This is a genomic window from Shewanella sp. 1CM18E, assembly GCF_023161665.1.
Lineage (GTDB): Bacteria > Pseudomonadota > Gammaproteobacteria > Enterobacterales > Shewanellaceae > Shewanella.
In genome coordinates this window covers 351,421-363,737 of sequence record NZ_JALNTW010000004.1, presented here as the reverse complement: position 1 = coordinate 363,737, position 12,317 = coordinate 351,421, and the positions used below count along the sequence as shown (strand labels likewise).

The 12,317-nt window shown below is 44.2% G+C and carries 12 protein-coding genes; 7 read left to right on the top strand and 5 right to left on the bottom strand.

The genetic code is table 11. The annotated features are described in order from the left end of the window. Positions 1-195: 195 nt before the first annotated feature. The 3 genes from MSG37_RS08760 to MSG37_RS08750 all read right to left on the bottom strand — a co-directional run bounded on the left by MSG37_RS08760 (position 196) and on the right by MSG37_RS08750 (position 1,910). Positions 196-729, bottom strand: coding sequence for a protein tyrosine phosphatase family protein (locus MSG37_RS08760; protein WP_248470212.1), 534 nt, complete (start codon positions 727-729; stop codon positions 196-198). A 178-nt stretch (positions 730-907) separates the two neighbouring features. Further along, positions 908-1,369, bottom strand: a complete 462-nt coding sequence (locus MSG37_RS08755) for a YhcH/YjgK/YiaL family protein (protein WP_248470211.1) — start codon at positions 1,367-1,369, stop codon at positions 908-910. A gap of 97 nt (positions 1,370-1,466) precedes the next feature. Then, the gene (locus MSG37_RS08750; RefSeq protein WP_248470208.1) at positions 1,467-1,910 is read right to left on the bottom strand and encodes a hypothetical protein; all 444 of its coding nucleotides are present in this window, start codon (positions 1,908-1,910) and stop codon (positions 1,467-1,469) included. Between the two features lie 91 nt (positions 1,911-2,001). On the opposite strand from MSG37_RS08750, the gene MSG37_RS08745 reads away from it, so the two are divergent. The 3 genes from MSG37_RS08745 (at position 2,002) to MSG37_RS08735 (ending at position 4,905) form a co-directional block, all read left to right on the top strand. Continuing rightward, positions 2,002-3,057, top strand: a complete 1,056-nt coding sequence (locus tag MSG37_RS08745) for a patatin-like phospholipase family protein (RefSeq protein WP_248470207.1) — start codon at positions 2,002-2,004, stop codon at positions 3,055-3,057. A gap of 176 nt (positions 3,058-3,233) precedes the next feature. After that, positions 3,234-3,827, top strand: coding sequence for an LON peptidase substrate-binding domain-containing protein (locus MSG37_RS08740; protein ID WP_248470206.1), 594 nt, complete (start codon positions 3,234-3,236; stop codon positions 3,825-3,827). 145 nt (positions 3,828-3,972) lie between these two features. Beyond that, positions 3,973-4,905, top strand: coding sequence for a pseudouridine synthase (locus tag MSG37_RS08735; RefSeq protein ID WP_248470205.1), 933 nt, complete (start codon positions 3,973-3,975; stop codon positions 4,903-4,905). An 81-nt stretch (positions 4,906-4,986) separates the two neighbouring features. Here the strand turns inward: MSG37_RS08735 and MSG37_RS08730 are convergent, their stop codons facing one another. Then, positions 4,987-6,876, bottom strand: coding sequence for an alkaline phosphatase D family protein (locus tag MSG37_RS08730; protein ID WP_248470204.1), 1,890 nt, complete (start codon positions 6,874-6,876; stop codon positions 4,987-4,989). A 107-nt stretch (positions 6,877-6,983) separates the two neighbouring features. On the opposite strand from MSG37_RS08730, the gene MSG37_RS08725 reads away from it, so the two are divergent. The 4 genes from MSG37_RS08725 to MSG37_RS08710 all read left to right on the top strand — a co-directional run bounded on the left by MSG37_RS08725 (position 6,984) and on the right by MSG37_RS08710 (position 10,917). After that, on the top strand, positions 6,984-7,937 hold the full coding sequence (locus MSG37_RS08725; protein ID WP_248470203.1) for an SDR family oxidoreductase: 954 nt from the start codon (positions 6,984-6,986) through the stop codon (positions 7,935-7,937). 52 nt (positions 7,938-7,989) lie between these two features. After that, the gene (locus tag MSG37_RS08720) at positions 7,990-9,294 is read left to right on the top strand and encodes a HAMP domain-containing sensor histidine kinase (RefSeq protein ID WP_248470201.1); all 1,305 of its coding nucleotides are present in this window, start codon (positions 7,990-7,992) and stop codon (positions 9,292-9,294) included. Between the two features lie 11 nt (positions 9,295-9,305). Further along, positions 9,306-9,851 carry a response regulator gene (locus tag MSG37_RS08715; protein ID WP_248470251.1) on the top strand — a complete coding sequence of 182 codons (546 nt, stop codon included), beginning with the start codon at positions 9,306-9,308 and terminating at the stop codon, positions 9,849-9,851. Positions 9,852-9,939: 88 nt separating this feature from the next. Then, positions 9,940-10,917, top strand: coding sequence for a sensor domain-containing diguanylate cyclase (locus MSG37_RS08710; RefSeq protein ID WP_248470200.1), 978 nt, complete (start codon positions 9,940-9,942; stop codon positions 10,915-10,917). Positions 10,918-10,974: 57 nt separating this feature from the next. Here the strand turns inward: MSG37_RS08710 and MSG37_RS08705 are convergent, their stop codons facing one another. Next, positions 10,975-12,123, bottom strand: coding sequence for a putative sulfate/molybdate transporter (locus MSG37_RS08705; protein ID WP_248470199.1), 1,149 nt, complete (start codon positions 12,121-12,123; stop codon positions 10,975-10,977). Positions 12,124-12,317 lie beyond the last annotated feature (194 nt).

Sequence of the window (12,317 nt, the reverse complement as noted above, 5' to 3'; positions counted from 1 at the left end):
TTTTTGGTATAACTAATTCTTGGTGGTTATATTAGCAGTTTGAAGATAATGATCAAGATCACGTTTTTGGTTGGGTAAGAGCTAAGCTGAGTGAGCTTATATATTCAGCGTAATGGCTTTGAAATAGCCAATAAAAAAGCGCCTTGAAAGGCGCTTAACATTCAGTTTTTACAGTCGTTACCGTAGTTACTGTAATTAGTTTAGATCTTGCTTAACTTGCTCTATTAACTGTTGCCACTGCGGATACTTGGCAAAGGTTTGTGGTAAGTTGCCCCAAGGCGCCATGACCTGTTGTTGGTAAGCCGTTGAGTCGACTTGGCCTTGCTTTAACTGGTAAAGGTAATAGAAAGCCGATGCGCGGTAGTTGGCTGCGCAATGCACTAAAATCTGTTTATCTTGATTGGCATCCATGATGGCAAAAAACTGTTGCACATTTTCTTGAGTCGGCTGCTGCCAGTCTACATCAATTTGTGCGTAGTCCATGCCTGCTTGTTTAACCAGCTCTGCTTCATTTGTATAACCTGTAGGGTTGTCTTTGGGAATAAGGTTAATGACCAAATCAACACCTGACTCTTTAAGCATCTTGAATTGAGACTCGGTTGGCAAGCCTGCGGTTATTACATTGTCGCTACTAAAATGCACCGCTTTAACTTGCTGTAACGCATCCGGTGTAATGGCTGCAAAAGCCAAAGGGCTAAGCAAGCTACTTAGTAATAGAATAAAGCGCATCTTGAATTCCTGTTGTGTACTTATTATCAATTGAAATATAAGAGCTTGTTTCAAGAATAAAGTTCAAGCCTAACGTTTAATGCGGCACTTTATGCTGAGTAGTATTAGAGAGAATTACTCAATTTAAGAGCTAAGCTAGATAATTAGCTTAGCTCTATATGGCGAGATTGGGGAAAAATTAAACCTTGACCTTAATAACCACTTTGCGCACTTGTGTCGCGTTGTCGCCAGCGCCTGGCATATGGATATCACCAGGGAAGAAAAGTGCAAACATACCAGCTTTTAGCTGAATAAACGCCGCATCGTCTTTGTTTGATTCATAGTCATAATTGGCGTAATCGTGTTCAGCGAAATAGGCTTTAGACGGCGTTTGGCCAGCTAAAGGTAAGTAGCCAAATTCTTCTTCACCACTTACCACATACTGCACATCAATATATTGCTCATGGGCTTCAAATGGCTGCTGTTCTTTAGGCTTTGTTTGGTAGTCGTTTACGATAACAAATAGGTTTTTGCCATCTAGCTCATACTTGCCGGCTTCTAGTTGGCTAAAGTCTGTCGTGGCTAAATGCTCTAGCGCGCTAGCAATACGTGGGTTAATCGCGGTGTAGATCTCGCGGTTAGCTAAAGTATCAACAATCATGGTATTTCTCACCCTTGGCCGAACTTGACCGAAAATTCATTTAATAAGGACACCTAAAAAGTGCCGTTTAGAGGGCGAAGTGTAGCGCTAACTAGCTTTAGAGGATACAAGAGTTGACTTCAAACTCGATGCCTTTTGCTTCGAAAGTCTGTTTCAGCTTTTTGGCTAAGGCTGATTTTGGCCTTAAGGGAAAGTTGACCTTACCTTTGGCTGAATGGATAAAGAGGTGATCGCCAAGTAGGCGCACAGAGTCAATATCTTGATAGTGTAGACTTAAGGTTGTTGGTAGGCTGAAATCTGAGTTTTGCTGCATCTTAATAAAACTGACTTTTGAATCGCCAAAAATCACTTTTTGTTGCCAGCATACACGTAAGAGAATAAAGCTCATTATGCATAGCGGCGCTAAAAATGCGTAATCCCAAATGGTGGTTACATCATTGAGCTGAGAGCCGACAAGCCCCAAGGTAATCAAAATGATGAAGTAACCTATCTTAGGAAAAGTGTTAACCACAGTCGTGTTAGAGGCTATTGTATTATCCATAATACTTTCTTTAGTTGTGTCCATTTGGCGTAAAGAATAACCTTATACAAAGGTCGATTTAAAGTAACAATAATAAAAAATAAGGATATATGTGTCTTCATTACGGTTTATCGCTGGCCCTAAAGCCTATAAAACGCTGAGCGAAAATGACTTTAAACCTGAGCTGTTTACTCAATTGCTAGCTGCATCTGGTGGGCCCAAATGGATAGGCATTGCGGCGTTAGATCGCTATTTATTTACTGAGTTTTTTAAAGACTTAAATCAACCTCTACATACTTTAGGCGCTTCGTCAGGCGCATGGCGCTTGGCTTGTTTAGCGCAGAGTAATCCAAATGCGGCTTATGACCGATTAGAAGAGCTGTATATCGGTCAACGTTATGATACTAAGCCAACATCAAATGAGATCTCGACTCAAGTTGCTGGGATCATCAGCGGCTTGCTCGGCAGTGACGGCGCCGCTGAGATTATCGATAATCCACATATAAATAGTCATTATATTGCTTGTCAGGCAAGGCATATTAATCGTGCTGGTGGGCGCTTAGCATTAGGTGCGGGTTTAGCTACTGCCGCAATTACCAATTTAGCCAGTCGTAAGAGCATCGCTTGGCACTTTAAGCGCTGTGTGTTTGGCGTTAATCAGCAAAGCTCAGCCTTTGCAGGTCTTAAAGATTTGCCGAGTTGTTACTATGGTTTATCCCGCGATAACATCCATCAAGTGTTGCTAGCTACCGGTTCTATCCCTTTAGTGCTTGCGCCGGTGACTCAAATTAACGGTGCGCCAAAAGGCCATTATTACGATGGTGGTATTACCGATTACCATTTTGATTTACCGTTAGTCCAAAACAAAGGGCTGACTTTGTATCCTCATTTTTACCCACATATGGCACCGGGTTGGTTTGATAAATCACTTGCTTGGCGCTTTGCCAAGCAAAATTATGACAACGCACTGATCTTGGCACCAACCGATGCTTACCTACAGAATTTGCCTTATAACAAATTGCCGGATAGGGAAGATTTTACCCAGTTGGATAGCGATAGCCGGATTAAATATTGGCGTGAGTCTGCTGCCATGAGTCAGGTTTTAGCTGATGATTTAGCTGAGGTTATTAGTAAAGGCACACTGTTAGAGCGATTAGAAACCCTTTGATGTCAGTTTGAGCGCTGCAATAAATTGCTGATAACGCCTGTCTGTTTAGTAAGTAGTTTGAGCTTATGTGTTGCTGGCTGAAATGAGTTCAGCTGCTACACTTTAGCTTTACTTAAGTCGATTACTTGAGCATTGCCAAAATGATACAGCCTACCTAGTTAAGGGGGGAGGTGATTATGCATACACAAGAAATGGCGTTATTAACACACGACAGCTTGTTGTTACCTGAAGGGCGGGTAGAGATCCGAGTGATTGATCCTCGATACCTAAGCATGATTGCCGAGATCTTAAAAGGGCATTACTCGTTAGTGTTTGGTATGAGTAAAGCTAACTGTGAATTGCCCTGTTACGAGATGGCAACTCAATGTGAAATTATCGATTTTAATCAGCTTGATGATGAATCCTTGGGCATTGTGCTAGAAGGCAAGCAGCGGGTTAGAGTGCTTTCTGCCGCACAGCGCCGTGATGGAGTGTGGATAAGCCGAGTGCTTCGTAGCCATAATTGGCAGCAAGAGCCCATTTATGGCGAGTTTGAACTGATTAGTGCGGCGTTAGAGCAGTTTTATGAGGTTAACCCCGATCTATTTGGTTTATATGAAAATGATGTGCACCTTGAAGACGCCTCATGGGTTAGTCAGCGCTGGCTTGAAGTGTTACCGCTTTATAATCAAGACAAGTTACGTTTGCTTAACCAACCGAATTGCCATAAAACCATGAACTTCGTTCTTGAATTGATAAAGTCGCATGCGAGAGATAATCAACATTCTTGAGTTAGCTACAAGTCATGGCAAAACACTGCTTTAAATTGCCTAAGGCGAGCAATGATTATCAGCTTTAAGTCGATTTTGACAATAGACAGGCGTTTGCTACAGTAGCGCCACTTTTATTTCTCCCTTTTTCTGATATTCGAGTCCTATGAGTTCCTCTGTACGCGCCGCCCAAGCCTCCTACATTGTGCTACCTGAAACTGTCACTGATAAACCGACAGTGTTGAGCTTTTTAGTGAGCCAATTTCCAGCCATTACAGCTACTGTTTGGCAGCAACGTATTGTTGATGGCAAGGTACATTGGCGTGACGGCAGCTTGATTACGCTAGAGTCGCAATTTATTCCTCGTGAGAGGGTTTACTATTACCGAGAAGTCGCCCAAGAAAGCCTAATCCCTTTTAAAGAGCAATTACTGCAACAAACTGATGAATTTATGTTGGTGTTTAAACCACACTTTTTAGCGGTCAACCCTAGCGGGAATTTTGTAAACGAATGCTTAGTGAATCGCTTACGCCTAAAAACTAATATTCAGCAGATTGTAGCAGCCCACCGTCTAGACCGAGCCACTGCTGGTGTTATGCTGCTGAGTGTTAATGCGCAAACACGTCATGATTATCATGAGCTATTTAAGTCAGGAAATATTAGTAAGACTTATCAAGCCATCGCGCCTTTATCGGCCGAAGTAAAGCAACAGCTAGAGCAGACTGAATTGCCATTGCAATGGACTGTGAAAAACCGCATGGCCAAAACCATTCCGAGTTTTAGAATGTGTGTCGCTGAGGGCGAGGCAAACAGCCATTCAGAAATTCGTTTGATTGAAGTATTCGATGGATATGGGCTGTTTGAGCTAGAACCTATTACTGGCAGGACTCATCAGTTACGAGTGCATATGATGAGCTTAGGTATGTCTATCCTCAATGATAGGCTTTACCCTGAGTTACTTGATAAAGCGCCTGACGATTTTGATAAGCCGCTTAAATTGATGGCAAGACGTCTATGCTTTATCGATCCAATCAGCCATAAGCAAATCGATGTGAGTTGTGATGGCTTTAACTTACAAGATGAAGTCGCATTACTATAGCGCGATTTCACTCGATAATGAGTCAAAAGACGGCATAATTGCCGACCTACAAACAGATATCACATTGCTTTTACCTAGGATCTAATGCCTTGGCGGTAAAAACTCAGTTTCTGTCATATCGCCATGCAGTACTGCAACCTTGGTTGGCGCGCCGCTCGGGGCAATTTCAACAATGCCAATGCCGCTTTGGTTGACTAGGCGCTTACTACGTTCGCCATTAGGGCGGCGACCTCTAATCGACATGCGTTTACGCTTGGTGAAGAAGTTAAGCGGTGAAAAATGGCCGTAAAGCCAACCGTTTAGCTTATCAAAAACAGGTAATAGCTTTTCTGGGAACTGGTTTTTAAAGCCACTACAAGTAATTTGATAGATCTGTGGCCCGCCATGGCGAAAACGAATACTGACATCGTAGCTAAATGAATAGTGCACATCGCCGGACAAAATAATAAATTGCTCCGGGGTTTTTCTATGCTGGAAAATACTCAGTAGCGTATTTGCTGTGCCTGGGTGCGCCATCCAGTTCTCGGCATCTACCAATAATGATCCGCCGCATAAGGTTGCCATTCGTTGTACGGTTTCAATCAGTTTTACGCCATACATTGGCGCTGCAGACACAATAATCACATTGGGCTGGTTAACGAGCTCTGCCTGAAACTCCATCAGCGCTTCCCAGTCCATTAACCCAGACGGTTTACCTAAGTTAGACTCGCTACGCCAACGACGGGTCCGGGTATCTAGCACCAGTAGTTTGGGCGTGGTTTGTAAGCTGTAATGCCAATGTTCAAACGCCAATAATTTTTCAATCAAGGCATCTTGCGCTGTTGGGTTTGGGCTTGCAAAGAATGCATCTAAATCTGGGGTGATTTCGCTATCAAAGCGAGCAGGGGCGTTACCTAAACCTTGAAATACCGTATAGGCAATTAAGGCATTACCTATGATGCGTTTTGAAAACGCATGCTGATACGCCGCTAGCTCCCACCTTGCGGTGAGATTCCAATCATCGGTGACATCATGATCATCAAAAATCATATAAGTCGGTACATGCGCCATTAAGCGGCGTACTTGCTTGAGCCCAGCTTTAAATGCTAACAGGTGGGTCCATTCACGCTGCCACCTTTGGTTATGTGCCGCGCTAAGGCCGGGCACCTCTTTGGGGATATCGATTAACTCCCATAGCTCTGGTGACCAATAAAGCAGGTATAGCGCCATTAATTCATTGAGGCTAACTAAATGATTCTCAGCCAAGGAAGAAGTAAAAATAGGATGGTTAATATACCAACGCGTAATCGCTGTCTTAGCTTTATATTGGGTCTTTGGCAGCAGATTGAGATGGCGTTTATACATGGCCTCGGGTTGATAACTTATCTGAGTAGAATCTGCAATTGGCGCATCCACAAACTGTTCTTGCTGCAGGCCAAGTAACTTAATCACTTCGCCAATGGCATACAGCATAGGCCCGGCAATATCGTCAACATAAACTTGGTCGCCACTCATCATGAGTAATGCTGGACGTTGCTTGATATCGCTACACCCAGCTAGCTGGGTATCGGCAGCCACTAACGCATCGCTACTGTGGTGGTGGGCGTTACGGCACGAGCCATGTAATAGCTTGTCGATGTGCGGCTTGACGATAAATTCGCCTAAAGGTCTTTGTGGATAACTGAGTTCATCTATATCAGCGAATAGCGAACGCGCAGAATTGGACTCGAACAGCTCATACGTGAGTGGGATATCTTTAGCTAATAGGGCCTCTTCTGAGACGCGAATTAAATACTGGTATGCGTGCTGACCAAGAGGGATGCAGTGGACTTCGCTAGCGTTTAGCTCTCGGTCAAAATCAGCACCTAATATCGCCAAGCGTAAACAAGATAAACGCTCACGGCAAACAAACCACAGGGTAAAGTGTTGCTCATCGCAATGACGTAAAGCGGGCCCTGCGATGATGCGTGGAATAGGTTTAGCTGCTGGCATAAATCAGTTCTTTAGCAAAAAGTTATCTTTATCAAGAGTAAACCAGTGCTTAGAAGATGAAAAGCCCTTAAGCTAGATGGCAAAGTTTTGCACAAGGAGCAGCAGTTATGGCGAAAATTATGGTTACTGGCGCGACAGGCTTATTGGGGCGTGCGCTGGTAAAGCAATTGCAACAAGTTAATGCACACCAAGTTATTGCGTGTGGTTATAGCCGTGTTGGCGAGGGAGAGTTTCAACTCGACTTAACCCAAAATCAGCAAGTAACAGATTTTATTGCTCAGCATCAACCACAAGTGATTGTTCATTGCGCGGCTGAACGCAGACCTGATATTTCAGAGCGAGATCCACAAGCCGCATTAGCGCTTAACGCCGATGCTACTCGAACCTTAGCCCAAGCCGCGCGCGATAACGGCGCTTGGTTACTGTATATCTCTACCGACTATGTGTTTGACGGCACGCAGCCTAAATATACGGAGCAAGCAGCTACTAATCCGGTTAATTTTTACGGTGAGTCTAAGTTGCTGGGGGAAAAGATCATTGCTGAAGTCGCGGCGCAATTTGCAGTGCTACGCTTACCTATTCTTTACGGTGAGGTGCAAACCCTAGAGGAGTCTGCGGTAACAGTATTGCTGCGAAGTCTGCAAGATGGTTTCAAGCCGAGCGTTGCCAAACCTGCGACTTTACCTGTGGATGACTGGGCAGTAAGAAGCCCAACTTCGACAGAAGACATTGCATTAGCGATAGAAAAGTTACTCAATCTGCAACTGGCAGGTGAGTCGATTACAGGGCATTACCACTTTAGTGCAGCGCAAACCATGACTAAGTACCAGATGTTATTGCAGATGGCTAAAGTGCTAAATGTATCGACTGAGCACCTGCAGCCTGTGACTTCCCCCACAGATAGCGCTAAACGCCCTAAAGACTGCACCTTAAGCTGTGAGCGACTTATGAGTTTAGGGATCAAAAGCACGTTACCTTTTGCAAGTGGCATAACCAAAGCATTACAGCAGTCGGTCGTTGTTCAACAATGGCTAAAGCAAGTCGATGAACGCCAGAGTTAATGCTAAATATTAATGTTTAAAATCAATAACAATAGATAAAGAAAACCTCCTAATGCTAAACCTGCGCGTTAAAAATTTACTCATCCGTAATCTTGGTGCGGTTGATCAGTTGGCTCTATTAAGATTTGCAGGGCTGTTATTAAAAATTGGTCTGACATTTTTTGCGGCAGACACCTTTGGTTTGTCATTAACAAGCCCACTGTTGTATTGGGGCATGAGCCTAGAGGCGTTGTATTTAGGTTTTACCTTTTGGCATCGCAGCGCTATCGCGCGGTTAGGCTCAGGTTTATTTATCGTACTCTTGATCGACACCCTATTTTGGATCTCTTGGCTATATTTCACCGGCGGGGCAACGAACGCTTTTATCTCGTTATTGTTACTGCCAACGGCAATCGCCGCGGTTGTGCTGCCAACATGGGCGCCTTGGGTCTTAGCATTAATATCCACGTTAGCTTATAGCTTGATGATTTTCTCCGTGCCCGAAAGCCAGATGAAACACCATGGCATGGACATGAGTTCTCACTATCTAGGCATGTGGTTTAACTTCTTAATCTCGTCATTGGTGTTGACCACCAGTGTGGCTTATATCGCCCAGCGTATGCGTAAGCAAGAAGTCGAGCTGGGTTATATGCGTGAAGCGCAGCTGCGACAAGAGCGGTTAATCGCGCTCGGTACTGCCTCAGCGCAAATGGCTCATCAACTCGCAACACCATTAGCCAGTTTGCGTTTATTGGTCGATGAAGCTGTGGAAGATGCGGTAAGTGAGCAGCAAGTGCTGCAAGAGATGGATACGGCACTGGTGCGCTGTGAGCAAACCCTTAACTCCTTGCGCATGGCAACGGAATCTATTCGCCAACAAAGAAAGGCGTTAATGAGTGCTGAGCAACTCGCGGCGACGATTAAGCAACAAGTGTTACTACTCATGCCTGAAATCAATTTAGAGCTAAGTTTAGTCCATGAGCTTGATGAGACTGAAAATGAGCGAATGATCCAAACCGATGCGAGCTTATTGCCTGCTTTATTAGCCTTAATTGAAAATGCCGGTAGTGCCAGTTTGGCTCATTGCGGCGAGTCGCGAGTATTAGTGTCAGTGCAGCTTGACTCGGGTCGCAACCGCTTGTGTATTTTGGTAAAAGATTTTGGCGCAGGGATCCCAAAAGAGATGTTGTTGCAATTAGGACATAAGTTGATTGAAAGTGAACAGGGCATGGGAATGGCACTCTTGTTAAGTAATGCCAGTTTCGAGCGTTTAGGTGGCCAGTTATTACTGAGTAGTGCTGACGAAGGCGGGACGATTGCTAAGGTATGTTTCCCGGCCTGTGAGTCTATATCAGCCTCCCAAGTTGGAGCCGCGTAATGACGACTACAATGCTAAATAAGTTGTTAATTATTGAAGATGATATTGCTTTAGCGAGTGTTTTGACTCGGCGGATGAGCAAGCAGGGCTTTGAATGCCAGCAGTGCCATGATGCGACTCAAGGTTTATTAATGGCTAGGCAGTTCAGGCCAACGCATGTGCTGCTTGATATGAAATTAGAGCATGAAAACGGCTTGAAACTTATCTCGCCATTGAGGCAGTTACTGCCAGATGTCACTATGGTGTTGTTGACGGGCTATGCCAGCATCGCCACCGCTGTTGAAGCGATTCGTCTTGGAGCAGATAACTATTTAGCTAAACCGGTCGACACCCAAACCTTGCTTAACGCTTTGTCGGTTAATGCCGCTGAATATGAAATTGAGCCATTAACTGAAGAGCCGTTATCGCCAAAAAGATTGGAATGGGAACACATACAGCAAGTACTTAATGCCAATAACGGCAATGTATCCGCGACCGCAAGGCAGCTTGGTATGCATAGGCGTACTTTACAACGTAAATTATTGAAAAAACCGACAGCTGATCATCGAGATAGTTAAGCATTTATTTGAATGATTTGAGGAGAGCTTTATTTGTGTGGTTATACTGTAATTAAGGAAGCGCTTAAAACAGGATGTACCATAACCGATGAATACTGACTCAATTTTTACGACGGATCTGTTTTTGCTGGACAATCCTAATGACTTAATCTCAATTGATAAGTGGCAGAAAACCGTCAACCTGCTAGCTGAGCTGTTTGAGGCTCCAGCAGGTTTTTTGGTTCAATATACGCAAGAAGGCTTTCAAGTCACTATTGCTAGTGAGCAAGAAACCAATCCATACCCCTCAGGTATTGTTATTGAGCCCCAAGCGAATATCTTTTGTCGTAAAATTGTTGAAACCGGCGAAGCGCTTTACGTTAATAATGCATTACTCGACCCTTGCTGGGACACTAACCCTGAAGTACATAATGACGGTTTTAGATCTTACTTAGGAGTCCCTGTTTTTTGGCCATGTGGAGCCGCATTTGGTACTTTCTGCGTGATGGATTATAAAGAAACTGATTACAAAAAAAGTTATATCGAATTAATTACTCAGCTAAAAGAGCTTTTAGAGTCTGATCTTGCGTTAATCGGCAGTTATGCGCAAATGCAACAATTAGCCATTACCGACCCTCTCTGTAATGTAAATAACCGACGTGGCTTTAATATTTTGGCTGAGCAGCGTATTAAACTTGCGAAACGTACAGGTGGCTTGCTCTGTTTGTTATACCTAGATATTGATCAGTTTAAATGTGTTAACGATAAGTTTGGTCATGGCGTTGGTGACGCAGTTTTGCAATCTGTTGCGCAAGTTTTAAGTGACTGCGTACGCGAGGCCGACGTGGTGGGGCGCTTGGGAGGGGATGAGTTTGTTGCTTTGATTGCTTTAGATAATATGTCTGAGCTTGCTAACATCAAACAGCGTTTAACTGATGCTTTTGAAAAGGTACAAAACGCATCTTCTATCCCTAAGGTTACCGTGTCTATTGGCAATACTTTTATTACTGAGTCAGAAGACATTAGTGATTTATTAGATGCTGCAGACCGAGATATGTTAGATAAAAAGCGAGGCTTGGCTAGGTAAAAGAGTCGTGTATCGAATGAAACTGCACTGGCAACACTGTACCAGTGCAGTTTTTAGTTAAGATTTAATATCAGTAAATACAAGCCATTGACGTCGGCCCATTTCAAGTACAATGCCGGTTGCTAAACCAGCAGCGGTATTAACCAGTAGACAAATCGCCGCCGTTGATAAAATCACAAAAATACAGAAAGGTTTACCATCGATAAATCGCTGCGACCATGCCAGTTGCGTCCCCGCAATCGCCAGTAAACTACCTAAAACGGCCAGTGGGATAAGGGATAACACACCTGCGATACCTTGTCCCCAGAACGCAGCTATCAGTAAGCAACTGCTACCGAAAATCGTTGGCGCTAGCCAAGTTCGTGCGCCAAAGTGATGTTGCACAGCAAGACCGCCTGCACCATGACACATAGCGGTAGCGCCAAATGGCGCGAGCAGTAAGTTAGCCCAGCCAGAGCTGGTGGCAAAGCGCTTAGGGGCAAAGGCCGCATCACCATCTTCTGGGAACTTCTGTTTTGCCATGGCTGAGGTGGCAATAACGGCATTGGTGAGTGTTAGCGCGAGTTGCGGAAGTACTAATAAGCCAGCCGCTGAAGTCCATTCATCAAGGCTTGGCCAAATAAATTGCCAAGGGGTTGAGACGGACAGATCAAAGCTAGGTGCTGTGCCGCTATTAAGCTGCCAAACGATGCCAAGCACAATGACTAATGGCATCGCTAAATAACGCATCGGCAAGAACTTACTGGCAAATAACGCAATAAAAGCAATAAGACCCACAAGCCAAGTTTGACTCATCATCTGACCGCCCATCCATATAAGTTGCAAACCAATGGCTAGCTGAATACCTATGCTGATGGCAGGTGATAACTGCTTGGCCATCCAAGTGATGGCGCCGCTGTAAGCAAGGACTAATAGAATAATCCCCATTAACATGCCGCTAGCTTGCAGCATTCCAGGTGTTAGCCCTTGCGCAATAACTAGAGCGGTAATTACTTTCATCGGCTGCACAGGAATAGGGCGTCGATAAAAGTAAGCGGTAAATAGCGCAAATAGACCAAAGCCTACAAATATCCCTTGGGGGGAGAAATGATTAAGAGCTATTAGACCTAACGCGAGGGGGAGAAAAGTACCTAGATCGGCAAAAGCGCCGCTAAACTCTCCTGAATACTGGTTAACACTATCAAATTTATTGGTCTTACATCTCATATAGCTTGCCGTAGGAAAAGAACGCTATAACTATCGCAAGATTGATGCCAGATTTTAAAAGGAATAATGGGAGCAAAATGCTGTTAAGGCGGCTATTGTCCAACCGAGTTGAGACAAGTTGGCTCCCGCTTTTATTTTAAATGGTCAATTGGTCTAATATTCGTAATGACTGAATTTACCGAGATCTATTTTGC

Excerpts from the sequence above, each read along its gene's own strand:
- MSG37_RS08760 (WP_248470212.1), bottom strand. The coding sequence starts at position 729 with ATGCGCTTTATTCTATTACTAAGTAGCTTGCTTAGCCCTTTGGCTTTT.
- MSG37_RS08755 (WP_248470211.1), bottom strand. The coding sequence starts at position 1,369 with ATGATTGTTGATACTTTAGCTAACCGCGAGATCTACACCGCGATTAAC.
- MSG37_RS08750 (WP_248470208.1), bottom strand. The coding sequence starts at position 1,910 with ATGGATAATACAATAGCCTCTAACACGACTGTGGTTAACACTTTTCCT.
- MSG37_RS08740 (WP_248470206.1), top strand. The coding sequence starts at position 3,234 with ATGCATACACAAGAAATGGCGTTATTAACACACGACAGCTTGTTGTTA.
- MSG37_RS08735 (WP_248470205.1), top strand. The coding sequence starts at position 3,973 with ATGAGTTCCTCTGTACGCGCCGCCCAAGCCTCCTACATTGTGCTACCT.
- MSG37_RS08730 (WP_248470204.1), bottom strand. The coding sequence starts at position 6,876 with ATGCCAGCAGCTAAACCTATTCCACGCATCATCGCAGGGCCCGCTTTA.
- MSG37_RS08725 (WP_248470203.1), top strand. The coding sequence starts at position 6,984 with ATGGCGAAAATTATGGTTACTGGCGCGACAGGCTTATTGGGGCGTGCG.
- MSG37_RS08720 (WP_248470201.1), top strand. The coding sequence starts at position 7,990 with ATGCTAAACCTGCGCGTTAAAAATTTACTCATCCGTAATCTTGGTGCG.
- MSG37_RS08715 (WP_248470251.1), top strand. The coding sequence starts at position 9,306 with ATGCTAAATAAGTTGTTAATTATTGAAGATGATATTGCTTTAGCGAGT.
- MSG37_RS08710 (WP_248470200.1), top strand. The coding sequence starts at position 9,940 with ATGAATACTGACTCAATTTTTACGACGGATCTGTTTTTGCTGGACAAT.
- MSG37_RS08705 (WP_248470199.1), bottom strand. The coding sequence starts at position 12,123 with ATGAGATGTAAGACCAATAAATTTGATAGTGTTAACCAGTATTCAGGA.